General features: G+C 67.3%; 17 protein-coding genes and 3 pseudogenes. 5 read left to right on the top strand and 15 right to left on the bottom strand.

The genetic code is table 11. From position 1 onward, the window contains the following. The 6 genes and pseudogenes from ACFC96_RS43905 to ACFC96_RS43880 all read right to left on the bottom strand — a co-directional run. Positions 1-287: pseudogene (locus tag ACFC96_RS43905) on the bottom strand (GNAT family N-acetyltransferase); the annotation flags it as partial. A gap of 206 nt (positions 288-493) precedes the next feature. After that, positions 494-604, bottom strand: a pseudogene (locus tag ACFC96_RS43900) (N-acetyltransferase); the annotation flags it as partial. A 112-nt stretch (positions 605-716) separates the two neighbouring features. After that, the gene (locus ACFC96_RS43895; protein ID WP_376618190.1) at positions 717-2,381 is read right to left on the bottom strand and encodes an IS1182 family transposase; all 1,665 of its coding nucleotides are present in this window, start codon (positions 2,379-2,381) and stop codon (positions 717-719) included. A gap of 474 nt (positions 2,382-2,855) precedes the next feature. Further along, the gene (locus tag ACFC96_RS43890) at positions 2,856-3,044 is read right to left on the bottom strand and encodes a hypothetical protein (protein ID WP_376618188.1); all 189 of its coding nucleotides are present in this window, start codon (positions 3,042-3,044) and stop codon (positions 2,856-2,858) included. Positions 3,045-3,087: 43 nt separating this feature from the next. Continuing rightward, positions 3,088-3,354: a hypothetical protein gene (locus ACFC96_RS43885; RefSeq protein ID WP_376618186.1), complete on the bottom strand. Its 267-nt coding sequence runs from the start codon at positions 3,352-3,354 to the stop codon at positions 3,088-3,090. A gap of 140 nt (positions 3,355-3,494) precedes the next feature. Next, a pseudogene (locus ACFC96_RS43880) lies at positions 3,495-4,065 on the bottom strand (DUF5994 family protein). Between the two features lie 294 nt (positions 4,066-4,359). Here ACFC96_RS43880 and ACFC96_RS43875 point away from each other — a divergent pair. After that, positions 4,360-4,602, top strand: a complete 243-nt coding sequence (locus ACFC96_RS43875) for a hypothetical protein (protein ID WP_376220210.1) — start codon at positions 4,360-4,362, stop codon at positions 4,600-4,602. On the opposite strand, the gene ACFC96_RS43870 is transcribed toward ACFC96_RS43875, so the two are convergent. From ACFC96_RS43870 to ACFC96_RS43840, 7 genes are all read right to left on the bottom strand, one after another. Further along, a complete protein-coding gene (locus ACFC96_RS43870) occupies positions 4,571-4,759 on the bottom strand; it encodes a DUF5994 family protein (RefSeq protein ID WP_376220207.1) in 189 nt (62 codons plus the stop codon). The genes ACFC96_RS43875 and ACFC96_RS43870 overlap by 32 nt on opposite strands. A 379-nt stretch (positions 4,760-5,138) precedes the next feature. Then, positions 5,139-5,387 (bottom strand): hypothetical protein, encoded by a 249-nt coding sequence (locus tag ACFC96_RS43865; RefSeq protein WP_376220204.1) that lies wholly within the window; start codon positions 5,385-5,387, stop codon positions 5,139-5,141. A 112-nt stretch (positions 5,388-5,499) separates the two neighbouring features. Next, positions 5,500-6,299 (bottom strand): IS5 family transposase gene (locus ACFC96_RS43860; protein ID WP_376618200.1). Its coding sequence is split into 2 segments (ribosomal slippage): positions 5,500-5,958 and positions 5,961-6,299, totalling 798 coding nucleotides; the frame shifts between segments, so codons are not numbered across the junction. A gap of 181 nt (positions 6,300-6,480) precedes the next feature. After that, positions 6,481-7,722, bottom strand: a complete 1,242-nt coding sequence (locus ACFC96_RS43855; protein WP_376618184.1) for a PP2C family protein-serine/threonine phosphatase — start codon at positions 7,720-7,722, stop codon at positions 6,481-6,483. Positions 7,723-8,086: 364 nt separating this feature from the next. Next, on the bottom strand, positions 8,087-8,578 hold the full coding sequence (locus ACFC96_RS43850; RefSeq protein ID WP_376618182.1) for a GNAT family N-acetyltransferase: 492 nt from the start codon (positions 8,576-8,578) through the stop codon (positions 8,087-8,089). A 325-nt stretch (positions 8,579-8,903) separates the two neighbouring features. After that, complete coding sequence (locus tag ACFC96_RS43845) at positions 8,904-9,317, bottom strand: hypothetical protein (RefSeq protein WP_376618181.1); 414 nt, start codon at positions 9,315-9,317, stop codon at positions 8,904-8,906. 836 nt (positions 9,318-10,153) lie between these two features. Continuing rightward, complete coding sequence (locus tag ACFC96_RS43840; protein WP_376618179.1) at positions 10,154-10,621, bottom strand: NUDIX hydrolase; 468 nt, start codon at positions 10,619-10,621, stop codon at positions 10,154-10,156. A gap of 326 nt (positions 10,622-10,947) precedes the next feature. Here ACFC96_RS43840 and ACFC96_RS43835 point away from each other — a divergent pair, with 326 nt between their 5' ends. Both ACFC96_RS43835 and ACFC96_RS43830 read left to right on the top strand, forming a co-directional pair. Further along, entirely contained in the window at positions 10,948-11,268 is a 321-nt protein-coding gene (locus ACFC96_RS43835; RefSeq protein WP_376618177.1) for a hypothetical protein, read from the top strand. 271 nt (positions 11,269-11,539) lie between these two features. Further along, positions 11,540-11,716, top strand: a complete 177-nt coding sequence (locus ACFC96_RS43830; RefSeq protein WP_376618175.1) for a hypothetical protein — start codon at positions 11,540-11,542, stop codon at positions 11,714-11,716. Positions 11,717-11,940: 224 nt separating this feature from the next. On the opposite strand, the gene ACFC96_RS43825 is transcribed toward ACFC96_RS43830, so the two are convergent. Continuing rightward, a complete protein-coding gene (locus ACFC96_RS43825) occupies positions 11,941-12,075 on the bottom strand; it encodes a hypothetical protein (protein WP_376265006.1) in 135 nt (44 codons plus the stop codon). A gap of 364 nt (positions 12,076-12,439) precedes the next feature. Here ACFC96_RS43825 and ACFC96_RS43820 point away from each other — a divergent pair, with 364 nt between their 5' ends. Next, on the top strand, positions 12,440-13,744 hold the full coding sequence (locus tag ACFC96_RS43820) for a tetratricopeptide repeat protein (RefSeq protein ID WP_376618174.1): 1,305 nt from the start codon (positions 12,440-12,442) through the stop codon (positions 13,742-13,744). 360 nt (positions 13,745-14,104) lie between these two features. Next, positions 14,105-15,229, top strand: a complete 1,125-nt coding sequence (locus tag ACFC96_RS43815) for a pentapeptide repeat-containing protein (protein WP_376618172.1) — start codon at positions 14,105-14,107, stop codon at positions 15,227-15,229. A 2,379-nt stretch (positions 15,230-17,608) separates the two neighbouring features. Here ACFC96_RS43815 and ACFC96_RS43810 read toward each other — a convergent pair. Beyond that, positions 17,609-18,052: an NUDIX domain-containing protein gene (locus ACFC96_RS43810; protein WP_376618170.1), complete on the bottom strand. Its 444-nt coding sequence runs from the start codon at positions 18,050-18,052 to the stop codon at positions 17,609-17,611. Between the last annotated feature and the right edge of the window lie 103 nt (positions 18,053-18,155).

The following is an 18,155-nucleotide window of genomic DNA, read 5'->3' as shown; positions in this document are numbered from 1 at the left end:
GCGGGGCGCACGAACATCCGCTTGAGCTCCGCAGTCTCCGGAGCACCTCTGAGCAGCCGCAACCCTGCGCAGCCCAGGAACTCACCCTCATCCCCGCGCGCAACGAGAAACTCGCCGTCGGGCGGGCTGAGCACGTGGTGAGGATCTTCAACAAGCACCGCTTGCAGCTCTGCCTCTGTACCTGGGCGCCCCAGCACCCGCCGCCCCATCTCGGTGAAGTACTCCCGCATCACCTCATCGACACCCGCGCCAATGACAGGCTCCGCCTTGATAGTCCACGTTGGCATGCAGGCCATGGTCCCCGAGCAACCTGTGGCCGTCCACCGTCCTCCCAACAGGTTTCCAACCAACCACCACGCCACAGAGATCGTTTACGGGACAAGGCTGAGGCCGGGATCGTCACGGTGGTATGCCTCGACGCGCTACGGGAAGAGATCAGCGGAGACTTCTCTGTCAAGTTCAGCGTGTTGAGGTGAAGAGCCTGCCTGGTAGCTCAGTCGATGACTGGGCTGCGGCGTTCGATCAGGACCACGTCGCGCCACTGGCCGTTGTGCTGACCGATGCGCTCGCGGGTCCCGATCACCCGGAAGCCAGCCCGCTGATAGCTTTTTCGGACTGCTGAAAGCGGAGATCGGCACCACGATCTGGGCATCTCACGAGGCGGCTCGCGCCGACGTCTTTCGCTTCATCGAGGGACCCTGTTGCCCAATTGATTCTCATGCGGCGAGGTCGAGGGCTGCCAAATGGGAAGTGCGCGTCGGTGCGAGTGGACTTCCGTTCCACCATGCTTCGAGTCGAATCAGGTTGATGGCGGTGGCCATGAAGATGTGGGCCAGGCGCGTCTTCACCAGGCTGGTGTAGCGGGTGCGGCGGGCTCCGGTGGCGACGGCCTGGTGAATGGTGCCTTCCACTCCTGCGCGAGCCGCGTAGCGGGCCTTCCAGTCCTCGGTGGCCTGCTCGGACCGGACGCGTTCGAGGAGGACGTCTTGGTCCTGGGGGCGGACGGTGAGCTGTCGGCCGTACTGGGTCGAGCGGGTGCACTGGCTGCGGGCCGGGCAGGGCGCGCATGTCTGGGTGGCGAAGCGGATCCGGACCGCCAGGCGGCCGCTGTGGTCGTAACCCTCGGTCCAGTACCTGCTGTTGGCCCCGCTCGGACAGGTCGCTTGTCGGGCGTCCCAGTCGATGCTGAAGGACGTTTTGCCATAGCCGGCGGCCTGGACGGCCTGGCGGGTGCTGTTGGGCCTGACCGGACCAATGACTTCGACACCGCGTTCAACCGGCGAGGTCAGCAGCAGTTCGGCGGAGACGTAGCCGGAGTCCAGGAGGTGCTCGGACGGCAGCAGGCCCTTGTCGTCGAGGCGATCGTGGATCTGCTCGATGACCGCGGCGTCGTGGACCGTGGCATCGGTGGTGAGGACATGGGTGATCACGTGCGGGCGCCCCGCCTCAGCGGGGTCATCACAGGTCTCGCTGAGGTGGGCTTTGTAACCGTCCCAGCCAGAGCCGCGCTTGACGGCGTAACGGGAATCCACATCGTAGGGGGAGGTGATCCTGGCTCTGCTGGGCGGGCACTCGTCCTTCCCCCGCCAAGTCACCTCCTGGATCTCGTCGGTCACTGTGCGTTTGAACTGCTGCATCCACACCGTCCGCAGGACGGCGATGGCGGGGACGTCCCGCAGCCAGTGCGGCGCCGTGGGTGTGAAGACTGTTTCGAGCAGCCGGTATCCGTCGGTGGCGATCTGCCCCGCCAACTCGTCCCGCTCGTCCTGGGCGCTGGGCAATCGGTAGGCGTCCACCCGAGCCCGATAGCGTTGCTGCCAGGACGGGTCCATCCACGTCCTCAGCCATGCCGGCGCGGCGACCGCGATTGACTCCAAAGCCGCCCGCAGAGCCTCTCCGACGAACTCAAGACGGTTCAAGTTCCGTACTGCGGCCAGGACATGTGTGGAGTCGGTGCGCTGTCGACCACCAGGGGCGACCAGCCCCAGCTCCATCAGTCGCTGCAGCAGTAGGTCCAGGACCTTCTCCTCCAGCCCATGCGCCAGGATCCGGTCGCGGAACCCGGTCAGCACGGTGAAGTCGAACCCCGGATCCGACAGCTCGACGCCGAGGAGGTACTTCCAGTCGATCCTTGCTCGTGTGGCGTGCGCGGCCTGGCGGTCAGTCAGGTTCTCGGCGAACTGCAGGACGCAGACCAACGCCAACTGACCCGGCGAGACACCAGGACGGCCCCGGACGCCGAAGGCGGACCTGAACACCTCGTCTTCGAACAATGGGCCGAGCTCGTCCCGGACCCTCATCGCCAGGCAGCCGTTGGGGAAGGCAGCGAGGGCCACCTGCCGTGTCAGCTGCGGGACCTCTGCCCCTGATCCCGACCCCATGGACACCACTCCACCCCGTCCTGCGGCCGAACGACTCACCCTGGATCAGACCGCTGAACAGCAATCTTTCCGTCCAGGACACCTTCAGGTGCAAAATCGCAGAGGGTTCACTCAATTGGGCAACAGGGTCATCGAGGTCGAGTACAACCGCACCCGCCTGCGGAAGCATCCCGTCTACGGATACGTCACCCCGGTCGAAACCAGGGCACTGACGACACAAGACCTCGCCCCCGCAGCGTAACCATCCGCTGTCCACGATCACGGGGGAACTTCAGATCCTCTATCGCGGACCAGGTCGTAAGCATTTGATCTTGATTTTGGGGACTCGGAACCCCGACTGGAAGCACTGGCTACCCACCTGCCAGGCCCTTCACGTGTGTGCGAGGGCCTTCAGTCGTGCTCTTCCTCCTCGGGCTTCATGTGCCGGGTTCCCTCGTGGGTGAGGGTGACCATCGCGGGGGTGGTGCCGGGTTCTCAGTCGGCGGTGATCAGTCCTTCGCCCGTCAGGTAGGTGCAGGTGGCGGCCGGGTCCTGTTCCGGTACGTGGAGGTCGCGCCGCAGCTGCGCTCCGGTGATGCCGAGGAGGCGGTTTCCTTCGACGGCTTCGTTCAGGACCCGGAGCACCTGATCGCGGTAGGTCTTGCGTTCGCGCAGTGTGGCCATGACCGCGTCCTCTCGTGTGGGGGTGGCTCCGGGCCCGGGGCTCTCAGAGCTCGTCGGAGTGGGCGCCCGTGCCGGCGGGGGTCCGGCTGGCGGCCAGCCAGGAGCTGGCGGGGCCGGCGGATGCTGCCGTGTCCACGGTGAGGTGGAGGCGAGTGTCACCGTCGAGGCCGAGATAGCTGCGCTGTTCCGTTCCGGCGAAGCAGCCGCGGAGGGCTTCCGCGACTGCTCGGGCGGCTTCAGGCGTGTGCGCGATGATCCGTACCTCGGCGTGCCCGAGTGACGGCAGTATCTGGGTCTCGATGTACTTCACGTGAGTGCCCTTCAGGGTGGACGAGAAGCCGGCAGGTCGGAGGAGGTCTGTTCCTCACTGGTCGGCATCCGTGCGGTGGGCTCGACGACCGGTGTTGTCCGGCAGACCGGAGGTTTCGGCAGGGGGACGCTGAAGGATCTTCAGCCGTTTCCGGGCAGCGGCCGGGTGCTTTGGTCAAGCGGGTTCCCGAAGGGGGATATACAGGTCCCGCCTTCGCCCTCCCAGGTGGCCTCCCGGCGGCGGGCGTCGCGGATGCCGCCGCCCGATGGCGGTCTCGTTGGCGATGAGGACACCTGCCGTCAGGACGCTGCCCGGGATCGCGGCGGCGGCCATCAGCCGAGCCGCGGCTGCGGGCTCGGCCTCGGGCGGAACCAACAGCAGGTCCCATCGGCCGACGGTGTAGGAGAGCAGGATGAGCTTGTCGGGGTCCTGTTCGGTGAACCAGCCCACGTGCACTGTGTTCCCGGCCACGGGAACCGTGTGCGGGATGACGGGCCAGCGGGTGGGGTTCACGGTGACGCGGGTGACGCGCCCCCAGGGTTCTTCCAGGGCGGCGGCGAGCGGCGGAATCTCGACTGCAAGGTCGCGGGAATAGGGCCACCAGGCACCGTCCAGCTGGCCGGCGAGGGTGGTCTTCGAGGTGAGGGACAAGCGTGCCGGGAGCTCTGCGGCGAGGTCGCGGGGCGCGGTCCGGTCGACGGCGGTGGTCATGATGCGGACCTGCCCCCGGAACTGCCCGTCGGCAGACCGCTTGTTAGGTGATCACCGGAAATGACACCCGCGTGAAAGCGGGTGCGCGAAGTACTTCCGGTGGCTTCACTGTACGCCTGCTCGATGGGCGATGTCCGGCGTGACCAGGTATTTTCCGGCGGAGGCGCTGTGGAGAGCGTCGGTGCGGGCGGCCGGGGGTACCGTGAAATGAGGCGGGCTCACGGACGTAGCAGGTCGGCATCGGCACTGACCTGCGACGAGGCGCGGCCGCACCCCGTTGACGGGCGGATCCACGTGGCCGACTCCGACATTCCCCACAAGCCACCACTGCTCCTGCCGGATGTGATCCACCAGGCGGTCGAACCTGGCACGGCCCTGTTGCGGCTGGAGGCCACGCGGTCCCGGGAGGGGCTCCTGGACGTCAAGGTCACCGACATCAAGCCGCGTGCCCCCCAGGTGGTCGAGTTCTATCAGGATCCGTTGGAATTCGGCCCTCTCCAGCAGATCACTCGCTGTGTGGGCGCAGCGGACCGGTAGCCGCGGTCATCAGCCTGGCGCCGATGGCCGGATCCGTCTGCGGCGGATTCACCAGCAGGTCCCAGCGGCCGACGGTGCAGGAGAGCAGCAACAGCTTGTGGGGGTCTTGCTCGGCCTTGAACCAGCCGATGCTCACCACGTGCCCATCAACGGGCACCTTCCCTCCCGTGGGCGCGCGGTAGCGAGAGGTTCAGCGGTCGGCCAGAGCGCTGATCAACTTGCGGGCCGCCGCCTTCGTCAGCCGTGTCGAGCGGCCCGTGAAGTGGTCTGGGACTCCGAGGGCGGCCATGGTGCCTGTGTGACCGCGCCAGCACGCTCCGCGTGATCCCCCAAACGGCCCCGGTGAAACCGCCGGGGCCGTCCTTTCAGGCGCAACACGTGAGAGTGCGCAACCCACAATTCACGGTACACCTGCAGATAGTGTCTGACGTGATTTTGTAGGCTGACGCGAAGCATGGCCAAATTCTGCTCGGACCTCAAGCACCGACGACCGGGCCCAGCAGCCGGCACGCGCCCGGCCGCCGGCAGAGTGCTTGCTATTCCGCATTGACGCGCCACTGCCCCTGGACACGGAACCAGACTCCGGGAGCGTAGATCGATTCGACGGCAGCGGCCTCGCCTTTGGTCACCCTGAGGATGCGCAATGCGCCGCTCGGAAGCAGGTCGTACTCGTACGTGGCGGGCGACTTCCCTTCGGTGATGTCGTCGTAGGAGATATCTGCAGCCGCCAGATCCGAGTATTCCTTGGGGGGCCGGTTCTCCACCAGCTTGATGAACACGCTCATACCTTTACGATAGATCCCTCGCGGTTTTCTCGCGTGGCCAGAGTCACCGCCAACGGCCGCAACCAGTCGCGCGGTATCGGCTCATTCCGGGTCTGCGAAGTTAGAGGTCGTTTCATTTGGTGAGACGGCGGTGACAGATGAGGGCTGCGGCTATGCCGACGAAGGCGAGGAAGTGTTCGGCCTTGCGCTCGTATCGGCGATGGAGCCGACGGCAGCCGGAGAGCCAGGACACGGTCCTTTCGACGACCCACCTGTGGCGGCCGAGCCGCTGTGAGGACTCGATGCCCTTGCGTGCGATGCGGTGGCGGATGCCGCGTTTGCGGAGCCAGCGGCGCAGATGGTCGTAGTCGTAGCCCTTGTCTCCGTGGAGCTTGCCGGGGCGCCGTCGGCGAGGTCCTCGCCGGGATCGGATCGGTGGGATGCCCCGCACGAGCGGTTCAAGGCCGAGGCTGTCGTGCATGTTCGCGCCGGAAATCCCCAGCGAGAGCGGCAGTCCGTTCCGGTCGGTGATCAAGTGGATTTTCGATCCAGGCTTGCCACGGTCGGTCGGATTCGGTCCCGTCAGAGGCCCCCTTTTGCAGCCCGCATGCTGACGGAGTCGATCGCGCAGCGCGACCAGTCCAGTTCCCCGTGGGCGCCGAGTTCGTCGAGGACGACGCGGTGGAGCCGGGCCCAGACCCGGGCCCGGCTCCACTGGGCGAAGCGTCGGTAGACCGTCTGCCAGCTCGGGCCGAACACCGGCGGCAGCTGCCGCCAGGTGCAGCCCGAGGTCGCCACGAAAATGATCGCGGCCAATGCTTCGCGGTCACCCGCCCGACGCCGGCCACCACCCTGCGGACGTATGACCTCCGTCGGCGGTACCACCCGCCGGAACAGCACCCACAAATCGTCCGGCACCAAACGCTCAACCAGGTCCGTCACGCACGGTTCAACGAACGATCACGCCATAAGAAACGACCTCTTAGTGGGGGCGCCGCCGACGCGCGCCCGCTGGCCGCCTCGCTGCGAGCTGCCCGGCCAGGGCGTTCGGCCGTCCGCCAAGGTACGCGGGAGGACCGCCGATGGCCGACACCCCATCAAGTTCGAAGACCCCTCATTCCAGGGTGGCAAGGTGGTCGGCAGCACCCCCGCGCCACTCGATCAGGAAGAGGGTCGCGTCGTCGCTGGTGATCCCGCCCCGCTCCCGGATCAGGGTGCGGGAGAGGGAGCGCACCACCGCCCGAATCCCTTCCTCGGCGTGCTCGATGCGGTTGACCCAGGTGATGAGTTGCTCCTCGCCGAACTGCTCGCCGCGGACATCGTGCTCCTCGATCAGGCCGTCGGTGAAGCACAGCACCCGGTCGCCGACCTGGAGCGTCTGCTCGCTGATCTGGGGCTCGTCGCCGCCGAAGCCGACCGGCAAGGTGGTGGGGCTGTGCAGTTGCCAGACGACCTGGTGGTTGCGAATCAGCAGCGGCGCGGGGTGGCCGGCGTTGACCCATTGCAGGTGGCCTGTCGCAACGTTCAGGCGCATCATTTGTGCGGTGACGAAGTGCTCCGGCCCGAACTGCCCGGCGATAGCCCGGTCCATGAACGCGTAGATCCCGGACAGCCCGACGTCGGTGCGTCGGGCGTGCCGGTAGGCGCCGATGGCGACGGTCGCCATGGTGGCGGCTTCCAGGCCGTGGCCCATCGCGTCGACCGTGACGACGTGCAGGATGTCGTCGTTGAGGGCGTAGTCGAAGCTGTCGCCGGCGACCTCGTAGGCGGGTTCGAGGATGCCGGCCACCGCGACCTGCGGGGTGGACATCGACAGCGGGGGCAGCAGGGACCACTGGATCTCCGCGGCCACGCTCATCGGCTCGCGCCGTCGGGTCTGGAAGAACTGGTCGGTGTAGCTGTTCTTGATGACCAGCATGTGGGCGGCCAGGCCGGCCAGTCGGTGCAGCAGCCGCCGGTCGTTGTCGTCGACGGTATCCAGGGTGAGCGCCAGCACCCCCACCTGGTCGCTGCCGTCCAGCAACGGCAGGTAGATCCGTACGCCGTCTGCCTGTGGCACCTCGACGGGGGTTCCGCTCCGGAAGGCCGTGCCGGCGGGGGAGCCATCAATCGGCGCGCGTTCGCCGACGGTCAGCCGCCTACCCGGCAGCGGCACCAGCATCAGTTGTTCGTAGTCCTGCAGGAGAACCGAGACGTCACGGCCCCCGACCCGGCCCACCGCTTCCACGATCAGCGGGGTGATCAGATGCGGTGGCATCTCGTGGGCCTGGTCCAGCAGCACCCCCAGTAGCCGCTCACCGAATCCTTCCGACCGGTCCACCGCGCCCTTTTTGGGCTGCGACTCTCCTGCCGTCACAGCCGCGCCCGCCCTTGACGGATCCGCTGGAAGACCCAATCACGTGATCGGTACACACGGACTCCTGATACGACCGTCAATCTGCACAGCCTGACGCGGTCAGCCGGCTCGACGAGCCGATTACGCCAATGGCGGCATGTCACACCCGGTCAGGAGACGCAGCGTTCCAATTTCGGTGTCCAAACAGCGGCTCCCGATCTCGCTGCCCGAGTGGCTCCGAAACACACTGCAGTGCCCGGCAGTTCCGGGCACAGACACCGGCCGGGGGCCGCCCTCCGTGACTTCCCCCATCCGGCACGCGAGAGGCCCCCGGCCGGTCACCGCTGTCGCCACCGGCAACAACTTCCGCACAGAAGCACACCGGTCAGTCCTGGCGACCCTCGGAAAAGCTGAACTCCATGAGGAGGTTCTCGGCTTCACTCGATACCTGCCGGAAGCCGGCCTTCTCCCAGGCGCGCACTGCCCGCACGTTGCCTCTCGCGGGATCGACTGTCACGCGCCGCCATCCAAGAGTCCCGCCCAAGTGCGCAAGGAGCGCGCGAGCCGCATCCGGCCCCAAGCCCCGGCCTTGCGCCTGCGGTCCCAACACCATGTCGATGCCACCTTCAGTCGCGCCGGCGTGCCAGTACTGCGCGTAGCCCACCGGTGTGTTCTGTGCCAGTACGAGGAAGGACTCGACACGCGGCCGGCGCCGCCCAACGTACTTGTCGGCCACTTCGTCACGCGATATCGGTACGCCGCCCCAGTGCTCGACGAAGTCCGGGGAAGCGAACCATTGGGCCAGCAGATCCACATCATCCTCGGCCGTCGAGCCAAGACGGGTCAGCGCTCCGTCGAGAACCACTCTGTCGGCCATCAGTCACTCTCCCATTCGACTTGCAAGCGCAGGCATGACACGACATCACGGAAGTTGAGCCGGAACCTGTTCTCGTAAACAGAGCCAGCCGCGCTGTCCCGCCATCTGAACACGCACGTCAGTCGCACCATGCGCGAGCTGATCGATGCCCGATTCGGTCACTGGCACCTGCCTCGATCAGATCAGCGGCCGCCAACCGGACCTGCTCACGCCGAACCCGCTCCTCAGCCGTCAGCCCTCCGCCATCGGGATACCTCATCCCTCCGGCATAGCGCAGCCCACGACATCCGTCACGACCCCACGTAACCCAGGCCCTTAAAGATCTCTAGTGCGCCCAATCCCAGACGGTGGAGCGAGGCTGGGCGCCGATCTCGGACATGAACGAGTCGGTGCCGTCCGCCGGAATGGGGTTCTGCTTGGACGCCAGCTCGGGCGCGCACACCTGCCAGTACAGAGTCCGGGTCCCGTACGGGGCGACGCCCGCGTCCTGCGTGAGCGTCTTGACCGTGCCGTCCACGTCTTCGGGGTACTCGCCGTCGGCGTGCTTGGGCGTGTACGAGGTCTGGAATTTCTGGGTGATCGAGATGACGGCGGTGTCTGAGCGGTTCTCGTAGACGGTCATGACGTTCACGCACTTGTTCGTCGCATCGCCGTCGTGCCATTCGGTCAGGACGACCGATCCCAGCGGGGTGCGGGCCGGGGCTGAGGCCGGCGCCGAGGACACGGCCCGTGTGGGCAAGGCCGAAGTGTGGCTGGCTACAGGTGTGGACGACGGCGTGGGCGTGATGGTCTGCGTGACCGTGACCGCGGGGGCTGCCGCGGCGGGCTGTGGGGCGTGGTTGCTACAGCCAGTGCCGAGAAGTGCGGCCGCACAGGCGGCTATGACAGTAAGGAACCGGCGGGCCATGTCTGCCTTTCACGCTCAGTGAGATGACTGCGGCAGGCGCTGCTCGGCCGGTTCCTGTGGGGGACGAAAGCGGGGGTATCACCTGACGTTCTGTACGACGCGGATCATAGCGGCGGGTGCGACTGCTGCTGCTTCCTCAGGCGCATCTCACTGAGCGCCGCCGCCGTTTGCGGCTGGTGACACGGTCTTACCAGACCCCTAATCGGCATAACTGTGACGCCGAAGGGGCTCTATCGAACTCTCGGCACGGGGCCTGAGGGTGCGTCAGGCGGAGAGGTCAGGCGAATCGGCGATCGTGCGGCCGCCGGCTCCGAGAATCCGCCGCGGGCTCGGGGACGTCCCCGGGTGAGTTCCGAGCACTCCGCGGTCTCGCAGTTCGTCAAGGTCTGGGAGACGGACTCCGGGGAGTGCGTCGAGAAGGTCGGCCTGGGCGGCGCGGATGCTGTGCGCGTCCTGGCGACAAACCCATCCCGGCCTCCCCACATGACCATGACCATGACCAAGCAACACGGCCTCCGACATGACCGTGATCGACGCACAAACCCTGCCGTCGCCGGGCGGACGGACCAGTGCATTCATTCCAAAGAGGGCACGTCGCAGACCTGACTGATCGGCCCGCTCACGAACGTCGCCGGGGACAAGCAGGCCAGGCAGACGCCGGAGATGCCTCAGTGCTGGATTAGGCCGCCGACCGGGACAGGAGCGACGTGGCCGGTTGACGGAAGGGCCTGTGCCAGGGCAAGGCCGATGTCGACAAGCGATGACCGGCGCAGGCCAGCCACATCGGAGAACGGAGTCCAGACCGACTCGGCGATTTCACCGTTCGGCTCAGGCCGGGGCTGGCCGCCAGTGATACGGACCCGGTAGAAGATGCCGACATTCTGGTGCTCGACTCCCGCACGCGCGGAGGCCGCAGGGATCACCCGTGAGTCCACTCCCAGCAGGCGATCCACCACCGCGGCGCATCCGGTCTCCTCGGCGACCTCCCGGATCACCGCATCGAACGGATCCTCCCCGTGCTCGACCCTGCCGCCCGGAAGAGTCCAGGTACTCCCGCCCTCCGGCGACACATGACGGGCGAGCAGTACCCGCCCGTCCTCGATACACACGGCGTACGCCGCCAACCGGAAACTCATTCCCGCACCTCCCGCCGGACCCTATCCAACGTCCAAGATCCGCGCATCGCTACGCGGAGTGGAGCCAGATCAACTTCTTACGCCTGGAGCCACTTCTCTTCCGTGCACTGGAGCCCAAAGAGGTGCTTACAAACACCCCGCGCCTGTCCTGATGATCCCCGATGTTGTAGTTCGGGTTCCCCGGGCTCGTCTTCGGGTGAACCATGCCCGGCATGAGGCGTATGCGGATGGTGGGGTCAATCGTGGTGGCGGTGCTCGTGGTTGGGGGTGCGGCCGGCTGCAGCGGAGACGACTCGGGCAGGGGCGGGAAGGGCGGGAAGCCGTCCGTGTCGGCGTCCAAGGCGAAGCCGGTGGCGCCGCGGGATGCACTCGAGGAGTACACAGCGGCGGGCGCTGCGGGATGTGAGACGGCGCCGGAGTGTCAGGACCAGGTGACGGCGCAGTTGAAGGCGGCCGCGCGGGTGCGGGTGGCGATGAAGGCGAAGGACCCGGCGCTGTATGCGGTGCCGATCGGGTTCGTGGATGAGGCGGAGCGTCAGGCGGATCACTTCGGCCGGGACAATCTGGGGGCGAAGGGCAACTCGATGGCGGTCACATTGCCGTTGCAGAGGATGACGTCCTGGTTCGCGGAGCATCCGGAGGCGTGAAGCGGCCCTGCCACCGGGGGTGATGGCAGGGCCGCTGGGGCTCGGGGTGGGCCGGGGGTGGTCGCCGTCCCGAGCGGTCTGGAATCCACTGTGCGGTCTCATGCTGTCTAACGCCTGCGAGGCAGCTGTGGCACGGCCCAGGGAGTTTCTTCCGGGAAGCAGACCCGGGCCGGATTCGGCCGACCGTGCCGCGCCGCGGTTCATCCCCACCTGCCCCGGGCAGGGTGCAGGCGCTTGCCGGACCGGCCGGCGGCGCAGAGAAGGGGGCGACATGCCGCAGAGCAGCGTGTACGGCGACTTCGCGGAGAGCCGGGCAGACCGGGCGAACGAGCGATGGGGCGAGGACAAGCAGACCGAGGCAATCGGTGAGGGCCTGTCTGCCATCGCGTACGCACTGCTCGACGTCGCCCATGCGATCCGGGAGAACACCGAAGCCCGCCAGCAGTAGGGAGTGGCCCGGCGGCGGCAGCATCGGCCGGGCACAGGGCGCACTGCCGGACCCCTCCGCGCAGCGTAGGCCAACGCGCACGCTCGGCTCGGCCACTGCAGGCTGGCCCTGTGGAGTACCCCGTCGCTGTCGCCCTTGCCGAGGCCGTACCGACGCTAGGACCAGGGTCGTGTTGCCCTCGCCCTTCCCTTCTTCCTCGAGCTGCCGGGGCCAGGCAGGGCGCCTCAGTCCTTTACCTCTGGCTTCTTCCGCTTGCGAACGATCCATGTGCAGAAGGTGGTGGCCGCGACCGTGACCAGGCTGGCGGGCAGTTGGGTCAGCAGTCCCTGTGCCAACAGGCCCAAAGCTGTGTCGACCATCTCGTTCTCCTTAGTGGGTTCCATCAGGTCCCACTCAGGTTCGAACGGTAGAAATGGCCGTTGACATGCACTGACGCCGCTGCACAACTCAGCACGCCCCCAGACGACTTCGGACGCTGTAGTTTGTTCGTCGGACGTTGTAGGACAGTTCTGGACGGCTGCTCTCGGGGGGAACGTGCCTAGGCTCACTGCTCCGTTACTGGATCCCGGCCGGCGCAAGCAGCTGAGCGATGAGTTGCACGCTCTGCATCGGCGGGCTGGCTGGCCATCGGTGCGTGACCTGTCCCGGGCGCTTCTCGGGGCGGCCAGCTCCAGCCGTATTCATGACGCTTTCACCAAGCCGCGGTTGCCCGGGTGGGGTCTGGTGCAGGTGCTTGTCACGGAACTAGCCAACCGTGTGCCGGGGGGCGCGTCGGTAGAGCACGAGGTGCAGCGCTTTCACTCGCTGTGGGATGCAGCTGCTGGTGAGGACTTCCCCGAGCCTTCCATCGCCTCAGCGGAACAAGAGCGGAATCGTGCCTCCAGCGAGGCCTCCGACGCTATTACTGCCCTCGCAGAACTGGCTCAGGAACGAAAGCTTGTATCCTCTGTCGCCCTCAGCGCGCGGCACAATGCAGCTCACTGGCGCGGCGAAGCGGGAGACGCGGCCGGCGCCGCCGCTGCCTTCACCGAACTCGCCAAGGACCGAGCTCGGCTGCTGGGTGCTGACCACCCTGCCACTCTCAACACGCGGCATGAGGTCGCTCATTGGCACGGACATGCCGGGAACGTGGCGGCTGCTGCCGCCGCCTTCGCTGAACTTGCCGGGGACCGAGCTCGGCTGCTGGGTGCTGACCACCCTGACACCCTGAACACGCGGCACAACGCAGCTCACTGGCGTGGTGAGGCAGGAGACGCGGCCGGCGCTGCCGCCGACTTCACCGAACTCGCCAAGGACCGAAGCCGGCTGCTGGGCCGCGACGACCCTGACACCCTCAGCGCGCGGCACAACGCAGCTGGCTGGCGTGGTGAGGCAGGAGACGCGGCCGGCGCTGCCGCCGACTTCACCGAACTCGCCAAGGACCGAAGCCGACTGCTGGGCCGCGACGACCCTGACACCCTCAGCGCGCGGCACAACGCAGCTGGCTGGCGTGGTGAAGCGAAAGACGCGGCCGGCGCCGCCGCCGAGTACATAAAAATCGCCAAGGACCGAACCCGAGTGCTGGGCGCCGACCACCCTGACACCCTGAACACGCGGCACAACGCAGCTGGTTGGCGTGGTGAGGCAGGAGACGCGGCCGGCGCTGCCGCCGACTACACCGAACTCGCCAAGGACCGCGACCGAGTGCTGGGCGCCGACCACCCCAGCACCCTGAACACGCGGCACAACGCCGCTCACTGGCGCGGTGAGGCAGGAGACCCGGCCGGCGCTGCCGCCGACTACACCGAACTCGCCAAGGACCGAGCCCGAGTGCTGGGCGCCGACCACCCCAGCACCCTCAGCACACGGCATGAGGCCGCTCACTGGCGCGGCGAAGCAGGAGACCCGGCCGGCGCCACTGCCGACTTCACCAGAGTCGCCAAGGACCGAACCCGAGTGCTGGGCCGCGACCACCCTGCCACCGTCATGTCGCGGCAGTCAGCCAGTTCCTGGCGCCGAGAGGCGCGTAAGCAACGCCGTAGACCGTAGACCGTAGCTCTGGGCTCCGGAGACGGGGAGGCTTATCCGGGATCCAGGGCTCAAGGTACGGCGAAGGGGCTGTGCCAATCCCATGGGGAGTATCGGAACGGGAGGAATCTGCTCGCCAGTCGGTAGAGGGCGACGTCGAGACCGGCGCCGAAGCCCTGGCTGCACAGGGCGACCTCTGATGTTCCTCAAAGCGCGATCTGTCTGAAACAGAGCAGGGAAGAGTGAGTAGCGGCAGGTGCGCGCGTAGTTGGGGGTGGCGTGGAGAGTACGGCTAGGCGTCGTGTGCAGCCGATTTCTTGGTGGTGGGCATTGGTCGCCAGTGTCCTCGTGGTGGCTGCGGCCACTGTGACCATGTGGTTCATGCTGGCGCAGACTCAACCCCTACACGGGGCAGCGAGAGCGACAGCCCGAATTGATGCCATCAAGACTGCGCTGACTGTCGGTGCCGGTACTGGAGGAGCTGCCGCTCTACTCCTGGCGTTGCGGCGACAGTGGCTGAGCGAGCATACCCACATCCGGCAGGAGGCAGCCGATGCTGCCGCCGAGTTCGACGCGACCGAGCGTCGTATCACGGAGCTGTACACGGCAGCAGCCGGCCAGCTGGGGAGCCAGAGTCCTCCAGTTCGTTTGGCGGGCCTGTACGCACTCGAACGCCTGGCCCAGGACCATGCCCACCACCGACAGACCATCGTCAACATGTTCTGCGCCTACCTGCGGATGCCCTTCACGCCTACCCCGCCGCTCGACGTGCCCGAATCAGACCTTGCCGGACTGAGCGTGCCGGAGCGGACCGCGGCGGTCGCCGCACAGCAGGCAGCCGCTGCCGCGTGGGAGCAAGAACGCGTGGTACGGGTGACTGCTCAAGACATCCTCACTCGTCACCTCTGGGTCGGCGTCGACCGGGGAGAAAACCCCAGCTGGCCCCTGAACCCCGCCCCCAAGGAACCGAAATTCTGGCCTGCCATCGAACTGGACCTGACCGGCGCGGTACTTCTGGACTTCGAGTTCGTCGGCCGCCGGGTCGAGATAGCCACGTTCGCAGGCACCCGGTTCATCGGCGGAGCCAACTTCGCACACGCCGAGTTCATCCAGCACGGCTACTTTGCCGGCGCCCGCTTCGAGGGGGGCAGTGCGCACTTCCTCGGAGCATGGTTCGGGTCCCGCATCATCTTCGCGCGCACGGATTTCGGAGACGAACCGGTGGTCTTCGATGGCGCCACGTTCACCGGCATGACCTTCTTCTACGGAGCGGTCTTGAACGGCGGCGTCTCCTTCGAAGCTGCTCGTGCTCTCGCCGAGTTCAACCAGAACTGGGGCAGCGTCCGGCAGTGGCCCCAGGAGTGGACCGAGCGGCATCTGACCGCCGAGGAGCGCATGCCGCTCCTGGCGCCGAAGTTCAGCCGCTGGCCTGAGGAGAACCTGCCGCCCGGCTGCTCCACGTGGACCCTTGTTGTCCCTGACGATGGCAGCGCATCTACGGGCTGACCTTCCCCGCCTCACCAGGCGGGCCACTGCGCCGACAAGGCCAGCTTGGCGATGACCATGGATTTACTGCTGGTCCGGTATCGGGTCCTGAGGGTCCGAGGGTTATTCGTGATCCATGGACTGGCGCGGATTCGACAGCCGCTGAGGCGTCGGCGGTCTGAACGACTTCACCACCGCCGACCTGAGCACCGCCGACTTGACCGGCATCGGCCTCAGTGGGATCCGCTGGTCGGAAGACGGCACACGGTGGCCACCGTCCGTCGACGTCCCCGGCGTTGAAAAGCCGCTCGGCCAGGCCCAGCCAGGCAGCGGTATCTGGATCCTCCACGACGGCGGCACCACAACACGCGGCCTCGCCGAACTGACGGCCTGGACATAAGACGGGCTTGTGATCACTGAGGAACTGCGCAGAGGGGTTCAGCCTTCCCGCGAGGCCTGGTGCGCACTGCGCAGTGCGCAGTGCGCGGGGTTCGGGCTCGCTGCGCAACGGGGCTCCGGGAGTTGCGCAGCGAGCCTGTCCGGCCCGGACTCCACTGCGCAGTGCCGGTGAGGACGTGTTGCGCACCGGGTACTGCGCAGCCCGTACCGGTCGACGGTGAGCGGTCGGTACGCATTTTTGTGGTGCCCGCCCAAACGCGTACCGGGCATCTGGAGCAGGGCGGCAAAACGCGTACCAGCAGCTGAGCAAACCGGCCGAGGCCTGGGGGCTATTGCTTCGTCCGGCAGGTCTGTGACCTGAGGGTTCTGCAGACCGGTACGCGTTTCGGTACGCGCTTTTCGCCCCTTGTAGAACGCGTACCGGTCACCGGATCGCAGCGGCGCGGCCCGTCGCTGCGGCGCCCTCGAAGCCGGGTGACGCGGAATGGGCAGACGCGGGCCGGTACGCGTTGGGAAACCAAACGCGTACCGGTGTGGGGGAGTGCGCAGTGACCGCGACTGCGCACCCACGACGCTGCGCGCCTTGGCTGCGCAGTCGCGGTGCGCTCTGACTGCGCACTCCAAGATCCCCGCTGCGCAGCGTCCCCGCCCCCCCGCTGCGCAGCGTCCGCGCTCACCGTTGCGCAGTGGTCGATCGGGTCGTGCTGCGCAACCATCGGCGAGCCCTCGCGCGGGCGGTGACTGGCTGCTGCGCAACCGGTGCGCTGTCGCGGCCCGGCGGCCCGGCGGCCCGGCGGCCTGGCGGCCTGGCGGCGCGGCGGCGTGGTGCGGCGAGGCGCGTACCGGTGTGCGTACCGGCCGGCGATAGCGGAGGGTGATGTGGAGCCGTTCGCCCTTGCCGCACTCGCCGTGCCGGCCATCACCGGCTGGGTTGCGCACTTTGGGATCCCCGCTGCGCTGCGTCCCTGCCCACCGCTGCGTAGTCCGGGCGCAGATCGTTCACGGCCGCCCTGGGGGGTGCCGGGATGCTGGGCGTCGTGTTGTGGCTGGTGATCGCCACCAGGCCCGCGTGATCGGCTTCTGCGACGTGCAGCTCGTCCTCAGTGCCGGCGCGATGATGGCTGGTGGGGATGGAGTGTGCTGTTCCTCGGTCTTTGCTGGCTGTCTCACCGTTGCTCTTTGCCGTTCTCGGTCGTTGGCGCCGCTTTGAGTCCGCCTGTACGAGCGGGGGCCGTGCCACCGGACGTGGTGGAACACAGCCGGTGGTGGCGGACCCCAGCCTCGGGACCAGGCACTGGGCTGACCTTCACCGCTGGCCGTGTGACGGCCAGCGAACCGGATGAATAACCCCACTGCCCGTCATGGGCCGGGCAGTTGGGCGGAAGTCGACGGCGATCAGGCGGCCAGGAACCGGTGATGGTGAGGATCGAGCCGATCACCACAAAGCCGTAGCTCGGGCGGGGGAGGCCCAACGCCTGTGGGACCGGCCCGGGCACCCGCGGTTGGTCGGCACCGGCATCGCCGACAAACTACCCCTCAAAACCACCAGCAAAGTCACCCCCAAAGAGGGCCTCAAACCCCCTAGTGCACCCTCCACCGCTGGAGAGAGGAAACCGGCAGGTCACACCCGCCGGTACGGGCGTACCGGTGGTGCCGACAACCCCTCTCACGCGCACTCCGGCCTGGCCACAGGTGGGAGAAGGAAAAAGAAGGAGAGAAAGAGCAGACGGCAGGCAAGGCCGGCGCGTGCGTGCTCGGGGTCAAAGCCGCGTTGTGTCGTGTTGCGCGTCGGCCGGGGGCCTGCGCGCTCGCGGCCCGATGAGACGGGCCGCAGGGGGAGGGACGGATGCGGGTGCACACCGCCTCCGACTGCCGCACCACGGCCGCCTCTGATGTGGGGGACGCAGTTGCGCCGCCAGGCGTGACACCTCACCCGGCAGTTGGCTCCGGTCCCGTAGATACAGGCGGACCGCAGCCGACCTCTCGTGCGGTGTGCCGGCGCTAGACCCAGCCGTGTTCTGTCAGGCCACCGTCATCGTTCAGGTAGCCGAGGAGGCCTTCCTTCGGATACTCGATGAGGTCCTCGGGCAGTTCGTGAACCCTGAACCACTCCAGAGCCATGCACTTGTCTGGTTCCTGGTTGACTGGCTTGCCGCTCCACTCGGTGGCCTCGAAGAAGAACCCGATCCGCTGCACGGTGTCGTCCTGGTGATGGTGGACGACGTGCACCAGGCGCAGATGGTCCGGATCGACGATGACCCCGGTTTCTTCGCGCAGCTCCCGTGCGGCGCCCAGACGCAGGGGCTCGCCCTGATCGAGCTTGCCCGACGGCAGGTGCCAACGTCCGTAGCCGTAGGGGCCTCCGCGCTGGGAGAAGAGCAGCTGGTCGCCGTCGCGGAGGATGACATGGGTGTCGATCACGGGTTGTGCGACTTCCGGGTTCATGGTCCCTGGGGGTTGTTGGGGTCGGAGATAGTGCCGACGCTACCGACGGGGCGGGGGAGTGCGTCGGCGATTGCGGATGCGACGTCCGATAGGGGTGACATCG

It is taken from the genome of Streptomyces sp. NPDC055955 (assembly GCF_042270245.1).
Lineage (GTDB): Bacteria > Actinomycetota > Actinomycetes > Streptomycetales > Streptomycetaceae > Streptomyces.
The sequence above is the reverse complement of the archived record's forward strand: the minus strand, read 5'-3'. Positions and strand labels throughout refer to the sequence as shown.

What these genes read in the sequence shown, in the direction of transcription:
- ACFC96_RS43850 (WP_376618182.1), bottom strand. Translation starts at nt 8,578, where the DNA reads ATGGCCGACAGAGTGGTTCTCGACGGAGCGCTGACCCGTCTTGGCTCG.
- ACFC96_RS43810 (WP_376618170.1), bottom strand. Translation starts at nt 18,052, where the DNA reads ATGAACCCGGAAGTCGCACAACCCGTGATCGACACCCATGTCATCCTC.
- ACFC96_RS43840 (WP_376618179.1), bottom strand. Translation starts at nt 10,621, where the DNA reads ATGAGTTTCCGGTTGGCGGCGTACGCCGTGTGTATCGAGGACGGGCGG.
- ACFC96_RS43830 (WP_376618175.1), top strand. Translation starts at nt 11,540, where the DNA reads ATGCCGCAGAGCAGCGTGTACGGCGACTTCGCGGAGAGCCGGGCAGAC.
- ACFC96_RS43865 (WP_376220204.1), bottom strand. Translation starts at nt 5,387, where the DNA reads ATGAGCGTGTTCATCAAGCTGGTGGAGAACCGGCCCCCCAAGGAATAC.
- ACFC96_RS43890 (WP_376618188.1), bottom strand. Translation starts at nt 3,044, where the DNA reads ATGGCCACACTGCGCGAACGCAAGACCTACCGCGATCAGGTGCTCCGG.
- ACFC96_RS43895 (WP_376618190.1), bottom strand. Translation starts at nt 2,381, where the DNA reads ATGGGGTCGGGATCAGGGGCAGAGGTCCCGCAGCTGACACGGCAGGTG.
- ACFC96_RS43825 (WP_376265006.1), bottom strand. Translation starts at nt 12,075, where the DNA reads ATGGTCGACACAGCTTTGGGCCTGTTGGCACAGGGACTGCTGACCCAA.
- ACFC96_RS43815 (WP_376618172.1), top strand. Translation starts at nt 14,105, where the DNA reads ATGCTGGCGCAGACTCAACCCCTACACGGGGCAGCGAGAGCGACAGCC.